Genomic DNA, 16,004 nt, shown 5'->3' with positions numbered 1-16,004 from the left:
ATCCCCCTGCGCGAGACTTCAGTTGCGCACCTTCATCGGGCCTCGGAAGAGCCACAAGTGAAGTTTCGCGCAGGAGGAGGCGGGGTGTGTTGAGGACCCTGATCACGAACATCGGCGAACTGACGACCAACATCGGGGTTCCCGGCGATCCGTGCGGCACGATCCGAGACGGCGCCGTGCTGATCGAGGGCGGGCGCATCGCGTGGGTGGGCTCGGCCGGCGACCCCGAACTCCTGGGTTTGGGGCGCATCCCCTCCGTCGGGGCGCAAGACGCGCGCCCTAGCGGAGGGATCGCGCCCCGAACCGGCCCCAGCGGAGGGATCGCGCCCCAAACCGGGCCCGGCGGAGGGATCGCGCCCCAAACCGGGGCCGGCGGAGGGATCGCGCCCCAAACCGGCGTGGGAGGGGGAGATGCGCAGGCCGCCGCGGCGATCGAGATCGTGGATGCCGGGGGCCGCGCGGTCATCCCGGGTTTCGTCGACAGCCACACGCACCTCGTCTTCGGCGGCGACCGCGCCGAGGAGTTCGAGGCGCGGATGTCGGGTACGCCATATGCCGCAGGAGGCATCCGCGGCACGGTCGCCGCGACCCGGGCGGCGAACGACGACGAGCTGCGCCGTCGCCTGGCGGGCTTCGTGGCCGAGGCCCGCGCCCTGGGCACCACGACCCTCGAGATCAAGACCGGCTACGGGCTCACCGTACAAGACGAGCAGCGCCTCGCGCGGCTCGCCGCCGAGGTCACGCCCGAGGTCACCTTCCTCGGCGGCCACGTGGTCCCCGACGAGTACGCCGACCGCCGCGACGAGTACGTCGAGCTCGTGTGCGGCGCCATGCTCGACGCGTGCGCGCCGCACGCCCGATGGATCGACGTCTTCTGCGAGGCCGGCGCCTTCACCCCCGAGGAGTCCCGTCGCATCCTCGCCGCCGGGATCGCCCGCGGGCTCGACGCGCGCGTGCACGGCAACCAGCTCGGCCCCGGCGAAGGCGCGCGCATCGCGGCCGCCCTGGGGGCGGCATCCGTCGATCACTGCACCTTCCTCGACGACGCGGATGTCGCGGCCCTGGCCGCGTCGGGCACCGTCGCGACGCTGCTGCCCGGCGTGGAGTTCTCGACGCGTCAGCCGTACCCCGACGCACGCCGGCTGATCGATGCCGGTGTCACCGTCGCGCTCGCGAGCGACTGCAATCCGGGGTCGAGCTTCACGACGTCGATGCCGCTCGTGGTCGCGCTCGCGGTGCGCGAGATGGGGATGACCTCGGCCGAGGCCGTGTGGGCGGCGACCGCCGGCGGGGCGCGAGCGCTGCGCCGCGACGACATCGGCGTGATCGCGCCGGGCACGCGCGCCGACCTCGCGCTGCTCGATGCACCGAGCCGCATGCACCTCGCCTATCGCCCCGGTGTGCCACTGGTCGTGAGCGTCTGGAAGGACGGGGTGCTCTCCTAAGGCGCGCCTCAGCTCATCCGCGGCGCATCGAAGCGCCACGTCGACGGCATGGACTCGAACGCCGCGCCCCACGTTCCGTCGTGCCCCGATTCATCGTGCCCCGATTCATCGTGCCCCGATTCATCGCGCCCGCCGCCGCGCCCCGTGCCGCCGCCCTCGTGCCACGCCTCGTCCCACCACGTGAACGTCGCGACGGCGCAGGTCGGCATGTGCACGATCCCCGGAGCGAGCCGGGCGGCCAGGATGCTGAGCCCGGGATCGTGGGCGACCACGAGCACGCTGTCGACGTCGCGCGCGGCCACGACCCGCGCGATCGTGGCGGGGGAGGCGCCATAGAGTCGCTCGAGTCGCTCGACCTGAACGCCGAGCACCGCGCCGAAGACCTCGGCGGTCGTGAGCGCACGGACGGCGGTGCTCGAGAGGATCGCATCCGGGCGGACCCCGGTGCCCGCGAGCCGTCGGGCCATGCGCGGAGCATCGCGCTCACCGCGCTGGTTCAGGGGCCGGTCGTGATCGTCCAGGCCCGGGTCATCCCAGCTGGATTTGGCGTGGCGCACGAGCACGAGCGTCTTCATGCGCGCAGCCCCAATCCCGCGAGCAGCTCCAGCACGACCAGCGCGGCCAGGCGCACGGTGCGCCCGTCGGGTGCGTCGGCCGCGGCATCCACTTCGACGATGTCTGCCGACCCGAGACGCGCGTCGGATGCCGCGGCCCGCACGAGCGCACGCAGCTCCCACGCGGCGAGCCCGCCGGGGATGCTCGCGGGGCACGCGGGGGCCACCGAGCGATCGCACACGTCGACGTCGACATCGAGATGGATGTCTCCGCCGCCGTCGCCGGCGATCTCCAGCGCCTCGGCCATCACGTCTGAGGCGCCGCGCCGGCGCGCATCGTCGAGGCCGATCACCGTGATGCCGTGCTCGCGCGCCCGCTCGGCGTACGCGACCGAGTTGGCGAAGTCGGCGATGCCGACCTGAACGATCCGCCGTCCGTCGAAGCCGTCGTCGATGAGGCGGCGCACGGGCGAGCCGTTCGAGACGCCGTCGCGCAGGTCGAAGTGGGCGTCGAGCGTGACGAGTCCCTGTGCGCCCGCGCCCTGCGCCGTCGCGTAGGTCGCGCTGTTGTCCCCGCCGAGCGCCACGACGAGCCGCGCCTGGGCGCGCGCCGATGCGACGAGCTCACGCACCGCGGCCTCGCCGTCGGGGCCGTCCGGCTCGGCCACATCGCCCGCATCCGCCACGCGCAACGCTCCCAGGTCGACCGGGCCTGTCATCAGGGCCGGACTGTACCGGCAGAGCGCCTCGCGCACCGCGGCCGGCGTCGCATGCGCCTCCGTCGGCGACAGGGACGTGCGCCACGTGGGCACGCCCACGAGCACGGCGTCGAGGTCACCACCGGATTCATCGAACCCGGGCCACCCGCCGGCGCGCGGCCAGAGGGGATCGTGCGAGAGGGTCACGGCTCGACGCTACTCCCGCGGTGCATCGCCGCACAGGCATGCGCCCCGCGACCCGCCGGGGCTAGTGCGCGACGTAGACCCAGGCGTCGCGATCGCTGGCAAGCCGCACGCGTTCCCGGTGGTAGAGCTCCACCTCGTACTCGTCGGCGGCGTCGAGCTCGTCCTCGGTGATCAGGAGGGCCGTGCCCACCACCTTGTCGAGCGCGTTGCCGGTGTGCCGCACGATCGGATGCGCCACGTGCCCGCTGAGCTCGACGACGTGCGGATCCTCGATGTCGACGTAGTCGACCGTGTAGCCGGGGAGCACATCGTCGTCCCCGTCGATGACTCGCCCGAACGTGTCGAGCTGCACCTGCGGCAGCCGCAGCGTGCCATAGGTGAAGAGGATCTCGTTCGCGGGGGCATCGCTCACGCGTTCAGGCTAGCGCGCGCAATCACCGCTCGCAGGCAGGGGATGCCGCGTGGCGCTAACCGAGCAGCGCGTTCGCCGCGGTGTAGATCGTGAGCCCCGCGAGCGCCCCGACGATCGTGCCGTTCAGGCGGATGTACTGCAGGTCGCGCCCGACCATGAGCTCGATCTTCTCGGTGGTCTCCTCGGGGTCCCATCGCTCGACGGTATCGGTGATGATGCTCGCGATGTCGTGGCGGTAGCGGTCGACGACGAACACGGCGGCATCGGTCACCCACGTGTCGACGCGGTGCTGCAGCGCGGCATCCGTCGCCAGCCGCTCGCCGACCTCCGAGAGCGCCGCCTGGGCGCGCACCCGCAAGGCGCTTTCGGGGTTCTCGAGCGCCTTGAGCAGGCCGGCCTTCGCGGTGTTCCAGGCCTCGCCGGCGAGCTCGCGCACCCGGGGACTGTCGAACACCGTCGCCTTCGCGTCCTCGAGCTTGCCGATCGTCTCGGCATCGTGCTGCAGGTTGTGGGCGAGGCGCGCGAGGTAGTCATCGATCGCGACGCGCGCCGAGTGGTTCGGGTCTGCCTGCATCGCCCGCACGAACGTCACCGCCTCCTTGTAGACGGTGTCATCGACCAGACGCGCGGCCAGGCGCGGAACCCATGCCGGGAGGCGCCTCGAGACGAGGCCTTCGAACGACGCGTGATTGGTTTCGAGCCAGTTCAGGATGCTGTCGACGCCGAGGTCGACGGCGCCGCGATGGGCACCCGTCTCGATGACCCGGCCGAGCCACGCCCCCACCGGCGGGCCCCACTCCGGCTCGATGAGGTGCTCGCGGGCCAGGTCTTCGATGACTTCTCGCACGTCATCGTCGCTGAGTGCGCGAAGAATGCCGGTCGCGATCGCGGAGCCCTCGGCCGCGACGCGCGCGGCGTGTGCGGGTTCGGTGAGCCACGCGCCCACGCGTGCGGCGATGCGGGTCGACGCGAGCTTGGTGCGCACGATGTCGCCCGAGAGGAAATTCGTCTCGACGAACTCGCCGAGCGTGCGCCCGATCTCGTCCTTGCGGTTGGGGATGATCGCCGTGTGGGGGATGGGGATGCCGAGCGGATGCCGGAACAGCGCCGTGACCGCGAACCAGTCCGCGAGGGCGCCGACCATGCCGCCCTCGGCGAAGGCGCGCACGTACGCCGCCCACGGGTAGGCGTCCTGGAGCGCGAAGGCGACGACGAAGAGCACGGCCATCGCGATCAGGGCACCGAGGGCCACGCCCTTCATCAGGCGCAAGGCCCGTCGTCGCTCCTGGTCGGCGGGGCTCAGCAGGGCAGTCGGAGTGCGCGCCATCCCGTCATCCTCGCACGCCGCCGTCCCGCGACGGCGGAGTAGCCTTGCCGCGTGATCGACGACATCAAAAAGCGCGCCCTGCACCGCACCAGCATCCTCGAGGGACAGCTGCGCGGTCTGTCGAAGATGATCGAGTCGGAGGACTACTGCATGGACATCATCACGCAGTCCCGCGCCATCCAGCGCTCGCTGGAATCCCTCAACCGCCTGCTGCTCGAAAACCACCTGCGCACGCACGTCACCGACATGTTCGAGGAAGGCGGCGAGCATCGCGACCAGGCGGTCGCCGAATTGCTGAAGGCTTTCGACTTCGACCAGCGCGGCGCGTAGCGAAGACGCGTCGAAGGCCGAATCCGTCGCGGACGGCGGCTCTCGCAACGGATTCCGTGATGATCCAGGTCATCGACACGCAATTACGTCTGTACGCGGGATGGGTGCGTGTGTTTTACTACGGGGCAAGCTACTCGAAGCCGGGCCCGCGTGCCCGCCGGTGGAGGATCGATGCCCGCACCCGCCCCAACGACGACCGCGCCCGATGGCACGTCGCCCCCTCCGTCGGAGACCCCGGGATCGGTCGTCCTCGATCGCATCAGCAAGCACTACGGCGATCAGCTCGCCGTCGATGCGCTCTCGCTGACCGTCGATCCCGGGCAGTTCATCTCCCTGCTGGGGCCGTCCGGTTGCGGCAAGACGACCACCCTGCGCATGATCGCCGGGTTCGAGCACCCCGACTCGGGCGACATCCGCGTGTCCGGCCGTTCGGTGCTCGGGACGCCCGCGTACCGACGCGATGTGAACACCGTCTTCCAGGCGTACGCACTCTTCCCGCACCTCTCGATCGCCGAGAACGTCGCATACGGGCTGCAGCAGCGGAACACCCCGAAGGCCGAGCTGCGCGAGCGCGTCAGCCGCGCGCTCGATCTCGTGCAGATGCGGCGTTTCGCCGACCGCAGGCCGACACAGCTCTCGGGTGGGCAGCAGCAGCGGATCGCGCTGGCTCGCGCCCTCGTGAATCGGCCCGCCGTGCTGCTGCTCGACGAACCCCTCGGGGCGCTCGATCGGCAGCTCCGCGAGGAGATGCAGCTCGAGCTCAAGCTCCTGCAGGCCCGGCTCGGCATCACGTTCGTCTTCGTCACCCATGACCAGGGCGAGGCGCTGTCGATGAGCGACCGCATCGCCGTGATGAGAGACGGCCGCATCGAGCAGCTCGCAGACGCCGACACCATCTACTCGCGGCCCGCCTCCGCCTACGTTGCCGCCTTCGTCGGTCAGCAGAACTTCTTCGCAGGCGACGTCTCCGAAGACGGCTCGGCCGTATCGTCGCCGCACGTCCTCGTGAGGGCCGCTTCGTCCGCCCTCTCGGCCGCGCGCGGCCAGGCCGCGGTGCGCCCCGAGTTCATCGACATCCGCCCGGATGCCGGCGTCGCGCCCACGCCCCAGGCCAACGCGGTGCGCGGGTCGCTGCTCGGCGTCGCGCACCTCGGCGAGACGATGCAGTACCTCGTGCGCGTCGCCGACGACCAGAGCCTCATCGTCCGTCGCCCGACGTTCGCCGCACCGGTGCTCAGCGTCGGGGATGCCGTGCTGTGCACCTGGCCGGCCGAGCACGTGCTGCTCTTCCCCGCCGATGACGACGCGAGCGCCGGCGGCTACGTGCCGCCGCCCACTCTCTGAACGAATCACCGGCACGGCCCGCACCACTGGACTGCCCGCACGAACCGCACCACCCGCCCCGCACACCGAACGACCCTCGTACCCGACGCCCGTCAAGGAGTATCGATGCCCGAACCCCGCCCCATCCGCGTCCTGGCCAGCACCACCGCAGCCAAAGCCATCGGCCTGGAGCTGTCGCGTCGCCGCTTCTTGAGCTTCGCCGCCGTCGCCGGCGCAACCACCTTCCTGGCGGCGTGCGCCCCCGGGGGCGGTGCAGGCCCCGCGCCGCAGGCGACCGGCGGCGCGCTCGAGGGCGACCTGTCGATCTACACGTGGGGCGACTACGACGCGCCGGAAGTCATCGAGGCGTTCACCACGTCGCTCGGCCCGGCCGTGACCCTCGACTCGTACAGCTCCAACGAGGAGATGATCGCCAAGCTCGTCGCCGCGAAGGGAACCTCGGGCTACGACATCATCGTGCCGACCGGAGTGTTCATTCCGCAGCTGGTGGAGAACAAGCTCATCCAGCCGCTCCAGCACGACCTCATCCCGAACCTGAAGCACGTGGACCCGCAGTACCTCGCCCTCGCGTGGGATCCGGAGAACGAGTACTCGATCTGCAAGAACTGGGGCACCAACGGCTTCGTCTACGACAAGACGGTGATCACGCGCGAGCTCACCACGTGGGCGGACTTCATCGACGCCGCGCAGAACGAGGCGAGCGGCAAGACGTCGATGCTCGATGACCCGGTGGGCATCACGGGCGTGTACTTCTGGTCGAACGGCATCGACTGGACGACGACGGATGCCGCGGACCTCGATGCGGCGGAGGCCTTCGTTGTCAACGACCTGGCACCGCATATCGTCGCCTTCGACTCCTACCCGAGCACCGCGATGATCCAGGGCAGCCGCGTGCTGATGCAGTCGTGGAACGGGGAGGCACGCCTCGGCATCATCGAGAGCGGCGAACCGGACCGCTGGCAATGGGTGCTCGGCGCGCCCGACACCGAGCTGTGGATGGACAATTGGGCGATCGCCGCGGGCGCGCCGCACCCCGAGGCCGCGCACGCCTTCATCAACTACGTGCTGGCGCCGGAGAACTCCCTCGCCGAGCTCGACTACATCGGCTACCACACCGGCGGGCTCGACATCGAACAGACTGCGATCGACTCCGGGGTGGAGATGCCCGAGCTGATCTTCTTCACCCCTGAGCAGGTCGCGACCATGCACGAGGGCGCCGTGAACGAGGCGCAGGGCCGCATCGTCGACATCTGGAACAAGGCGAAGGCCGCGGCGGGTGCGTAGGAGGCTCCCCGGCTTCGCCCTGGCGATCCCCGCCTGGGCGTGGCTCGTGATCTTCTTCGTCGCACCGGTGGCGATGGTGGTGTGGTTCAGCTTCGGGTACAAGCCCGGGATCTTCGGCACCCATGCCAACGACATCCTCTCCCTCGATCGCTACGTCGAGGCGCTCTCGCCGACGTTCTTCGCGACATTCCAGAACACGCTGTGGGTCGGCGTCGTCGGCACGCTGCTGTGCTTCCTGATCGGCACCCCCGTGGCCTACTGGATGGCGGTCAAGGTGCGACCGGAGCGACGCGGGTTGCTGCTGGCCCTCGTGCTGGTGCCGTACTGGACGAACTTCCTTGTGCGGACGATCGGCTGGCAGATCATCCTGTCGCCGGAGGGATGGCTGTCGGTGGGACTCCAGACGATCGGCGTGATCGATGGGCCGCTCGAGGTCCTCTACACGCGGGCTGCCGTGCTGATCGGCGTGGTCTACAACTACCTGCCGCTGATGATCCTGCCCATGTTCGTCGCGTTCGACCGGGTCGGCGGGCCGCTCCGCGAGGCGTCGAAGGATCTCGGCGCGGGCAGCTGGCGCACCTTCTTCCGTGTGACGCTGCCGCTCGCGCGACCCGGGGTCATAGCCGGCGTGCTGCTGGTGTTCATCCCCCTGATGGGCGACTACATCACCGCGACGGTGCTCGGCGGCGCCAAGGGCAACATGATCGGCCAGATCGTCGCGAGTCAGTTCCAGACCGCGCAGAACTGGGCGCTGGGGTCGGCGATGGCCGTGCTCCTGATGATCCTGATCCTGCTCACCGTCGCGGCGTTCGCGCTGCTCCTCTGGCTCGTGACCCTCCCCATGCGGCGCGGCAACCGACTGGTGCTCGGTCCCGGCGACCCGTCCGCTGGCCCGTCCATGCCGCAGCCCGCCCGCGAGGAGGTTCCCGTATGAAGCCCCGCTCGTGGTCCGACATCGCGCTGCGCGTATGGGGCGTCCTCGTGCTCGCCTTCCTCTTCCTCCCCATCGCCGTGATCGTGCTGTACTCGTTCAACACCGGTCGGCTCCTCGTGTCGTGGGACGGCTTCGGTCTCGACGGGTTCGCCACCATCCTGCAGAAACCGGCGATCCAGTCGGCCGTGCTCGTGTCGATCCAGACGGCGCTGATCGCCGCGGTGTTCGCGACGGCGCTCGGCACGCTCGCCGGGATCGCCATGGCCAGGCGCCCCGGCAAGTGGACGTGGTGGTTCCTCGGACTTCTCCTGATCGTCTCCGTGACGCCCGAGATCGTCGACGCCGTGGCGCTGATGCCGTTCCTCGTCTTCCTGGGTCAGGACGCCGGTATGCCGTTGTTCAACGACGGCATCGTGCGCCTGGTGGTGGGGCACTCGCTGTTCGCGATCGCAGTCGTGTCGTACATCGTGCGGGCGCGCCTGATCGGGTTGGAGGGTCAGCTCGAAGAGGCCTCGGCCGACCTCTACGCGACCCCCGCGACGACCTTCCGCCGCGTAACGCTGCCCCTCGCGGCGCCGGCCGTGCTGGCGGGATTCCTGCTCTCGTTCACCCTCAGTCTGGACAATACGGTCATCGCGGCCTTCGTTCAGGTCTCGGGCGCCACACCATGGCCCGTCTACGTGCTGAGCGCCGTCCGCTCCGGGCTTCGCCCCGAGATCGCCGCGGTCTCGACGCTCATGCTGCTGCTCACCCTCGTCTCGCTGGCCCTCGTCGGGCTGGTGCTGAAGCGGGCGGGCGACTCCGCAACGCAGATCGCGCGAACGATGGCAGGGAGCTGATCATGGCGTACGCAGACCTCGTCTTCACGGGTGGACCCGTGTTCCTCGCCGATGGCGCGCGCGCCCGGTCATCGGCGGTCGCCGTCTCCGGCGAGCGCATCGTCGCGCTGGGCGCCGACGTGAGCGCGCTCATCGGGCCCGGCACCGAGGTGATCCCGCTCGACGGCCGCATCCTGGTGCCCGGCTTCCAGGACGCACACGTGCACCCCCTCTGGGGCGGGCTCGACATGATGCGGTGCGACCTCTCGGGCGACCGCACGCGGGACGCGTACCTCGCGCGCATCGCGGCCTACGCGGCGGAGCACTCCGACCACGAGTGGATCCTCGGCGGTGGCTGGACGATGTCGGCGTTCCCGGGCGGCACGCCGACCGCCGCGGATCTCGACACCGCGGTGCCCGATCGCCCCGCGTTCCTGCCCAACCGCGATGGCCACGGCGCCTGGGTCAACACTCGGGCGCTGCGCATCGCCGGCATCACTCGCGAGACTCCCGATCCGGCCGACGGCCGCATCGAACGGGATGCCGCGGGCGAGCCGACCGGGACGCTCCATGAGGGCGCGATGAGCCTGGTCAACCGGCTGCTTCCGCCCGAGCCGCCCGAGCGGCTGGTCGAGGCGCTGCTGACCGGCCAGCGGTACCTGCACTCGTTCGGCATCACCGCGTGGCAGGACGCCATCGTCGCGACGCAGTACGGAGACGCCGGCGATCCCCTGCCCGCCTACCTCTCCGCCGCAGCATCCGGTGCGCTCACCGCCCGGGTCGTCGGCGCCCTGTGGTGGGACCGTCACCGCGGGCTCGAGCAGATCGACGACCTCGTGGCGGCGCGTGCGGCATCCACCGTCGGCACGTTCCGGGCGACCACCGTGAAGATCATGCAGGACGGCGTCGCCGAGAACTTCACCGCCGCGATGCTCGAGCCGTATTGCGACGGCCACGGGCACCCGACCGCGAACGACGGCATCTCGTTCGTCGAGCCCGCCGTGCTCAGGGAGGCGGCGACGCGACTCGACGAGCTCGGCTTCCAGCTTCATTTCCACGCGATCGGCGACCGGGCCGTGCGGGAGTGCCTCGATGCCGTCGAGGCGGCGCTCCGAGCCAACGGGCCACGCGGCAACCGCCACCACATCTCGCACATCCAGGTCGTGCACCCCGAGGACGTGCCGCGGTTCCGTGCGCTGGATGTCACGGCCAACATGCAGATGCTGTGGGCGTCACTCGAGCCGCAGATGGTCGAGCTGACCCTCCCGTTCCTCGGCGATCCCCGCTCCTCGTGGCAGTACCCCTTCGGCGACCTGGTCCGCTCGGGCGCCACGCTGGCGGCCGGCAGCGACTGGTCGGTGTCTTCGCCGAACCCGCTCGCCGCGATGCACGTCGCGGTGAACCGGCGCTCCGCGCCCACGGAGTCGGAGGGCGACTACGAGCCCTTCCTCCCCGAGCAGGCCCTCGATCTGGGTACGGCGCTCGCCGCCTACACGGCGGGTTCGGCGCGCGTGAACGGGCTCGATGACACCGGCACCCTCCGCGTCGGCGCGCTCGCCGACCTCGCCCTGCTCGACCGCGATCCCTTCGACGCCCCCTCGGAGGAGATCGGACTCACTCGGGTGCTCGGCACCTGGGTGGGCGGCCGCCGCGTCTACGCGGCCGACTGACGGCGACCCGCACCCGATCGGGTCGCCGTCAGTCACGCCAAGGGTCTAGAGAACGGCGGATGCCCGAGTGAGCACGTCGCGCAGGATCTGCTCGATCTCGGCGAACTCGGGCGGCCCGATCGTCAGGGCCGGGGCGAGCTGGATGACGGGATCGCCGCGGTCGTCGGCCCGGCAGTAGAGCCCCGCGTCGAAGAGGGCCTTCGACAGGAACCCGCGCAGCAGGCGCTCCGACTCGTCGTCGTCGAAGGTTTCGCGGGTCGCCTTGTCTTTGACGAGCTCGATGCCGAAGAAGTAGCCGTCACCCCGCACGTCGCCCACGATCGGAAGGTCGAGGAGCTTCTCCAGCTCGGCCCGGAACAGGGGCGAGTTCTCGCGCACGCGCTCGTTCAGGCCCTCCTCCTCGAAGATGTCGAGATTCTCGAGGGCGACGGCCGCTGAGACGGGATGGCCGCCGAACGTGTAGCCGTGCGCGAAGCTCATCGTCCCCGTGGCGAACGGCTCGTAGACGCGGTCGCTGACGATCGTGGCGCCGAGCGGCGAGTATCCGCTGGTCAGCCCCTTGGCGCACGTGATCATGTCGGGCACGTAGCCGTAGGCGTTGCACGCGAACATCTCGCCGATGCGGCCGAACGCGCAGATGACCTCGTCGGAGACCAGCAGCACGTCGTGGCGGTCGCAGATCTCGCGCACCCGCGCGAAGTATCCCGGCGGGGGAGGAAAGCAGCCGCCCGAGTTCTGGACGGGCTCGAGGAACACCGCCGCGACCGTCTCGGGGCCCTCGAAGAGGATCATCTCCTCGATGCGATCGGCGGCCCACCGCCCGAACGCCTCCGGATCGGTCGGCGCGCCCATCTCCTCGGCGCGGTAGAGGTTCGTGTTCGGCACGCGGAAGCCGCCGGGCGTGACGGGCTCGAACATGGCCTTCATGCCCGGGATGCCGGTGATCGCCAACGCCCCGTGGGGCGTGCCGTGGTACGCGACGGCGCGGGAGATCACCTTGTGCTTCATGGGCTGGCCGACGAGCTTCCAGTACTGCTTCGCGAGCTTGAACGCGGTCTCTACGGCCTCGCCGCCGCCGCTGCTGAAGAAGACGCGGTTGAGGTCGCCGGGCGCGTAGTCGGCGAGCCGGTCGGCGAGTTCGATGGCGGCGGGGTGCGCGTACGACCAGAGGGGGAAGAACGCCAACTCGGATGCCTGCTGGGCCGCGGCGTGCGCGAGGCGGTGGCGCCCGTGGCCGGCGTTCACGACGAACAGGCCGGCGAGTCCGTCGAAGTACCGCCGGCCCGCGCTGTCCCAGATGTGGTGGCCGTCGCCCTTCACGATGATCGGCACACCGTTCTCGGCGATCGTCGACTGGCGCGTGAAGTGCATCCAGAGATGGTCCTGGGCCATCCGCTGCAGGTCGTCGTTTCCCGGGCGCGGGCGGGTGCGGCTCATCGTGTCCCCCAGTTGTAGAGCTGCTTCTGCAGCTTCAGGTAGACGAACGTCTCGGTGGAGCGCACGCCGTCGATTTTGCGGATCTCGGAGTTGAGCAGGCCGAGCAGGTCGTCATCGCTCTCGCAGACGACCTCGGCGAGGATGTCGAAAGAACCCGCGGTGAGCACGACGTAGTCGACCGCGGGGATCTCGGCGAGGGCGTCGGCCACCAGGCGGGTGTCGCCCGACACGTTGATGCCGATCATCGCCTGGCGGAAGAAGCCGAGTTGCAGCGGGTCGGTGACCGCGACGATCTGCATCACGCCCGAGTCGGTGAGCTTCTGCACGCGCTGCCGCACGGCGGCCTCGCTGAGGCCGACGGCCTTGCCGATCTCGGCATACGAGCGTCGCCCGTCCTCCTGCAGAAGTTCGATGATCGCCTTCGCCACGTCGTCGATCGACGCCGGCTTCGTCTTCACACTCATGTTCCGATACTCGCACTCCACGCAGTATCAGGCAACCGAATCCGTTGTTTTTCACCCTGAGAACGGACGAGATCGTGATATTCCGCGATCAACCCTCCAGCGGACCGAGCCACGCGGTGGCGACGGTCGAATGCGCCGACGAGGGGTCGGAGGGGTGGAAGAGGCCCGCGAGCACGTCGCGGTAGAGCCGGCCGAGCTCGGAACCCGCGAAGTACGACGATCCGCCCGCGACCAGCAGTGCGTCATCCACCACCGCTTTCGCCATCGTGACCGCGCGGTGCTTGGTGCCCGCGAACAGCGCGAACCACCGGTCGCCGTGGTCGGCGATGTCGTCGATGTCGCGGCCGAGGGCGGCCAGTTGCGGAGGAAGGGCGTCGTAGGCGAGGGCCATCTCCGCGATGCGCCAGCGGATGTCGGGATCCTGGCTGAACGGCGTGCCGGTCTTCTTCGAACGGCGGGTGCCGGCGGTCTCGACCGCGAGCTCGAGCGCCCGACGTGCGATGCCGGTATAAACGGAGGCCAGCATGAGCTCGAAGACGCCGAACAGGCCGAAGATGAGCGCATCGGGGTTCGGGCCCGGGTCGATGCGGCGCACCACCCGGTCGGCGGGCGCGACGGCCCCGTGCAGGTGCGTCGTCCGGCTCTGCGTTCCCCGCATCCCGAGCGTGTCCCAGTCGTCGCGCGTCACGACCGTGCCGTTCTCGTCGGTCCCGGCCCGAGGCACGAAGGCGTAGACCATCTTCGGCGCATCGGGCGACGTGGTGTCGATGCCGTGCAGCCCGAGCTGCGTCCACGCCGGCGCGAGCGACGTGAAGATCTTGGTGCCCGTGAACGCGTACGAGCCGTCGGGAAGGGGCTCTGCATCCGTATCGCTGCCGAACAGCACCAGATCGTTGCCCGCCTCGCTGATGCCGAACGCGAAGACCTCGCCCGCCGCGGCGCCTTCGTGCACGAACGCGAGGTCGTCGATGCCTCGGTCGCGAAGCACCTTGGCCACGCCCGTCCACACGAGGTGCATGTTGATGGCGAGGGCCGTCGCGGGCGCCGCGCCCGCGAGCCGCTGCTGGAGCACGGATGCCTCGGCGAGGCCGAGCCCCGCCCCGCCCCGGTCCCGCGGCACGAGCATCGCGAGGTAGCCGGCCGCCTTCAGCTCGTCGAGGTCTTGCTGAGGGAACGTGTTCTCGCGGTCATGCGACGCGGCTCGCGAGCGGATGCGCTCGAGCAGGTCGTCGGGCAGATGCGCGGCGGGGTCGAACGCGGGTGGGCTCACCCGTCCATTCTGGCCCCGCGCCGTGCTCCGGGCTCGGAAAGCGCCCTCAGCCGCCGAGCACGTCGAAGAGCTGCGCGAGTGTCGCCTCGGGCTCGTCCCGGTGGGGCGAGTGCCCGGCACCCGGCACGATCGACATCGTGAAGAGCGGGTTGGCGGCCAGGACCCCGTCGGCGACCTCGCCGGTGAAGAGGCTGTAGACCGCGGGATCGGCCCCCAGCACGTGGGTCGGAACGGCGACGCGGGCCGCGGCATCCCGCACGTCCCACGGCTGGTTCTGCACGCTCGTCTGCTCGACCGCCCAGCGGCTCGCGCGGGCGACGGCATCGACCTTGAGCTCGAGGTCGTGCGGATGCCAGTGCGGATGCTCGTCGCGCACGACCGCGATGCGGTTGTCGTCGAACGCGCGCTCCTGGCTCGATCGCACGATGTCGGCGTCGCGCTGCATCACGACGATGCCCGGGTCGACCAGCACGAGCCGGCGCGTCCAGTCGGGATGATCCGCGCTGGCGATGACGGATGCCGCGCCCCCGAGCGAGTGCCCGATCACGAGGTCCCACGGCGCGGTCGCGGCGGGATGCGTGTGCGCGAAGTCGGCGGGACGCGTGCCCGCGAGGTCGGCGGCGTAGGCGGCGACGGAATACTCGAGCGCCCGCGGCGCGGAACCGTGGCCGCGCAGGTCGACCGCCTCGGCGCGCCAGCCCGCGTCGGCGAGCGCTGTTCCGAAGCGCCACATCAGCGCGCCGGATGACCCCAGGCCGTGCACGAGCAGAGCGCGCCGCGGCGCATCGGACGCGCCCCAGGCGAGGCGGGGGAGCGTGAGGGCAGAGGGCATACGTCGAGCCTACGATCTCGGCGCACCGAGCTCCCGCGGTCGATGCGCTCAGGAAGTCGGGAGGGTGACCGGTTCTGTGTCGGGGATCGGGCTCGGGTCGCGATGCCGGAGGTCGGGGAACGCCCGCACGAACACGAGCGCCACGATCAACCCGAAGAAGGCGAAGGCGGCCGCGGCGACGTACGCCCCCTGCGGGCCGGCCCCGTCGATCAGGAAGCCGGCGACCGCCGAGCCGGCGGCCGCGCCGATGAGCTGGCCCGTGCCGATCCAGCCGTAGGCCTCGGCGGTCTCGCTGAACTTGACGCTCGCGCTCGTCATGGCGAACAGCACGGCGAGCGCCGGGGCGATGCCGATGCCGGCGAGGAAGAGGGTGCCACTCAGCCACCAGATGTCGAGGGAGACCATCGTGAGCGAGAGGCCGACGGCGACGATCGCCATCCTGCGCGCCATGGCCCAGGGGCCGATCGGGATGTGGCCGAACGTGAGGCCGCCCGCGAGGCTGCCGATCGAGAACACGGCGAGCACGAGACCGGCCTCGAGTCCGCTGTGCCCGAAGGTGGCGACGACGCCCGCCTCGACCGCGGCGCAGGCCCCGATGAGCAGGAACCCGATGACCGTCGCCAGCAGGATCGGCGGCTTGGCGAGCACCTTGCCGAGGCTGCGGCGGCTGCGCGGGATGCGCACGCGGCCGACCTCGGGGGAGAGGATGAACCACGATCCGCCGCCGATCAGGATCACCACGATCAGGAGGAGGGCCTGAACGGTGCCGATCTGCGTCGCGACCACGGTGATGACCACGGGCGCGACGATCCAGATGATCTCCTGAAGCGACGCGTCGAGGGAGAACAGCGGGGTCAGCTGGCGCGAGTTGACCAGCTTGGGATAGATCGTCCGCGCGGCGGACTGGATGGGGGGTGTGGACAGGCCGGCGGCGACGCCCAGCGCCATGTACCCGGGGAGGGGCATTTCGATCAGTGC

At 70.5% G+C, this 16,004-nt stretch carries 16 protein-coding genes; 7 read left to right on the top strand and 9 right to left on the bottom strand.

Annotated features, from left to right (window positions below):
• The first annotated feature begins 86 nt into the window (after positions 1 to 86).
• On the top strand, positions 87 to 1,445 hold the full coding sequence (gene hutI, locus VNT50_RS04045) for an imidazolonepropionase (protein ID WP_414683936.1): 1,359 nt from the start codon (positions 87 to 89) through the stop codon (positions 1,443 to 1,445).
• Positions 1,446 to 1,453: 8 nt separating this feature from the next.
• On the opposite strand, the gene VNT50_RS04040 is transcribed toward hutI, so the two are convergent.
• From VNT50_RS04040 to VNT50_RS04025, 4 genes are all read right to left on the bottom strand, one after another.
• A complete protein-coding gene (locus VNT50_RS04040; RefSeq protein WP_325483818.1) occupies positions 1,454 to 2,020 on the bottom strand; it encodes a SixA phosphatase family protein in 567 nt (188 codons plus the stop codon).
• Positions 2,017 to 2,904, bottom strand: a complete 888-nt coding sequence (locus VNT50_RS04035) for an arginase family protein (RefSeq protein WP_325483817.1) — start codon at positions 2,902 to 2,904, stop codon at positions 2,017 to 2,019. Before VNT50_RS04035 ends, VNT50_RS04040 begins: the two co-directional genes overlap by 4 nt.
• A 61-nt stretch (positions 2,905 to 2,965) precedes the next feature.
• Entirely contained in the window at positions 2,966 to 3,316 is a 351-nt protein-coding gene (locus VNT50_RS04030) for a gamma-glutamylcyclotransferase family protein (protein WP_325483816.1), read from the bottom strand.
• Positions 3,317 to 3,371: 55 nt separating this feature from the next.
• Entirely contained in the window at positions 3,372 to 4,643 is a 1,272-nt protein-coding gene (locus VNT50_RS04025; protein WP_325483815.1) for a DUF445 domain-containing protein, read from the bottom strand.
• A 51-nt stretch (positions 4,644 to 4,694) separates the two neighbouring features.
• Between VNT50_RS04025 and VNT50_RS04020 the strand changes: the two genes are divergently transcribed.
• The 6 genes from VNT50_RS04020 (at position 4,695) to VNT50_RS03995 (ending at position 11,023) form a co-directional block, all read left to right on the top strand.
• Entirely contained in the window at positions 4,695 to 4,973 is a 279-nt protein-coding gene (locus VNT50_RS04020) for a metal-sensitive transcriptional regulator (protein ID WP_325483814.1), read from the top strand.
• A 171-nt stretch (positions 4,974 to 5,144) separates the two neighbouring features.
• Positions 5,145 to 6,317: an ABC transporter ATP-binding protein gene (locus VNT50_RS04015; RefSeq protein ID WP_325483813.1), complete on the top strand. Its 1,173-nt coding sequence runs from the start codon at positions 5,145 to 5,147 to the stop codon at positions 6,315 to 6,317.
• Between the two features lie 105 nt (positions 6,318 to 6,422).
• A complete protein-coding gene (locus VNT50_RS04010) occupies positions 6,423 to 7,601 on the top strand; it encodes a polyamine ABC transporter substrate-binding protein (protein ID WP_325483812.1) in 1,179 nt (392 codons plus the stop codon).
• Positions 7,594 to 8,535 (top strand): ABC transporter permease, encoded by a 942-nt coding sequence (locus VNT50_RS04005; RefSeq protein ID WP_325483811.1) that lies wholly within the window; start codon positions 7,594 to 7,596, stop codon positions 8,533 to 8,535. The genes VNT50_RS04010 and VNT50_RS04005 overlap by 8 nt, the downstream gene beginning before the upstream one ends.
• The gene (locus VNT50_RS04000; RefSeq protein ID WP_325483810.1) at positions 8,532 to 9,374 is read left to right on the top strand and encodes an ABC transporter permease; all 843 of its coding nucleotides are present in this window, start codon (positions 8,532 to 8,534) and stop codon (positions 9,372 to 9,374) included. The genes VNT50_RS04005 and VNT50_RS04000 overlap by 4 nt, the downstream gene beginning before the upstream one ends.
• Positions 9,375 to 9,376: 2 nt before the next feature.
• A complete protein-coding gene (locus VNT50_RS03995) occupies positions 9,377 to 11,023 on the top strand; it encodes an amidohydrolase (protein WP_325483809.1) in 1,647 nt (548 codons plus the stop codon).
• Between the two features lie 45 nt (positions 11,024 to 11,068).
• Here the strand turns inward: VNT50_RS03995 and VNT50_RS03990 are convergent, their stop codons facing one another.
• The 5 genes from VNT50_RS03990 to VNT50_RS03970 all read right to left on the bottom strand — a co-directional run.
• On the bottom strand, positions 11,069 to 12,460 hold the full coding sequence (locus tag VNT50_RS03990) for an aspartate aminotransferase family protein (RefSeq protein WP_325483808.1): 1,392 nt from the start codon (positions 12,458 to 12,460) through the stop codon (positions 11,069 to 11,071).
• The gene (locus VNT50_RS03985) at positions 12,457 to 12,924 is read right to left on the bottom strand and encodes an Lrp/AsnC family transcriptional regulator (RefSeq protein WP_325483807.1); all 468 of its coding nucleotides are present in this window, start codon (positions 12,922 to 12,924) and stop codon (positions 12,457 to 12,459) included. Before VNT50_RS03985 ends, VNT50_RS03990 begins: the two co-directional genes overlap by 4 nt.
• 88 nt (positions 12,925 to 13,012) lie before the next feature.
• Positions 13,013 to 14,194, bottom strand: a complete 1,182-nt coding sequence (locus VNT50_RS03980) for an acyl-CoA dehydrogenase family protein (protein ID WP_325483806.1) — start codon at positions 14,192 to 14,194, stop codon at positions 13,013 to 13,015.
• Between the two features lie 46 nt (positions 14,195 to 14,240).
• Positions 14,241 to 15,026, bottom strand: coding sequence for an alpha/beta fold hydrolase (locus VNT50_RS03975; RefSeq protein WP_325483805.1), 786 nt, complete (start codon positions 15,024 to 15,026; stop codon positions 14,241 to 14,243).
• 48 nt (positions 15,027 to 15,074) lie between these two features.
• Positions 15,075 to 16,004: MFS transporter (locus tag VNT50_RS03970; protein WP_325483804.1), on the bottom strand; the 930-nt coding region annotated here is incomplete at its 5' end.

The organism is Microbacterium sp., from assembly GCF_035554235.1.
Taxonomy (GTDB): Bacteria; Actinomycetota; Actinomycetes; order Actinomycetales; family Microbacteriaceae; genus Microbacterium.
This window is presented reverse-complemented; position numbering and strand designations above follow the sequence as displayed.

Coding starts and splice junctions, on each gene's coding strand:
- VNT50_RS04040 (WP_325483818.1), bottom strand. CDS start 2,020: ATGAAGACGCTCGTGCTCGTGCGCCACGCCAAATCCAGCTGGGATGAC.
- VNT50_RS04025 (WP_325483815.1), bottom strand. CDS start 4,643: ATGGCGCGCACTCCGACTGCCCTGCTGAGCCCCGCCGACCAGGAGCGA.
- VNT50_RS04015 (WP_325483813.1), top strand. CDS start 5,145: ATGCCCGCACCCGCCCCAACGACGACCGCGCCCGATGGCACGTCGCCC.
- VNT50_RS04010 (WP_325483812.1), top strand. CDS start 6,423: ATGCCCGAACCCCGCCCCATCCGCGTCCTGGCCAGCACCACCGCAGCC.
- VNT50_RS04000 (WP_325483810.1), top strand. CDS start 8,532: ATGAAGCCCCGCTCGTGGTCCGACATCGCGCTGCGCGTATGGGGCGTC.
- VNT50_RS03995 (WP_325483809.1), top strand. CDS start 9,377: ATGGCGTACGCAGACCTCGTCTTCACGGGTGGACCCGTGTTCCTCGCC.
- VNT50_RS03990 (WP_325483808.1), bottom strand. CDS start 12,460: ATGAGCCGCACCCGCCCGCGCCCGGGAAACGACGACCTGCAGCGGATG.
- VNT50_RS03985 (WP_325483807.1), bottom strand. CDS start 12,924: ATGAGTGTGAAGACGAAGCCGGCGTCGATCGACGACGTGGCGAAGGCG.
- VNT50_RS03975 (WP_325483805.1), bottom strand. CDS start 15,026: ATGCCCTCTGCCCTCACGCTCCCCCGCCTCGCCTGGGGCGCGTCCGAT.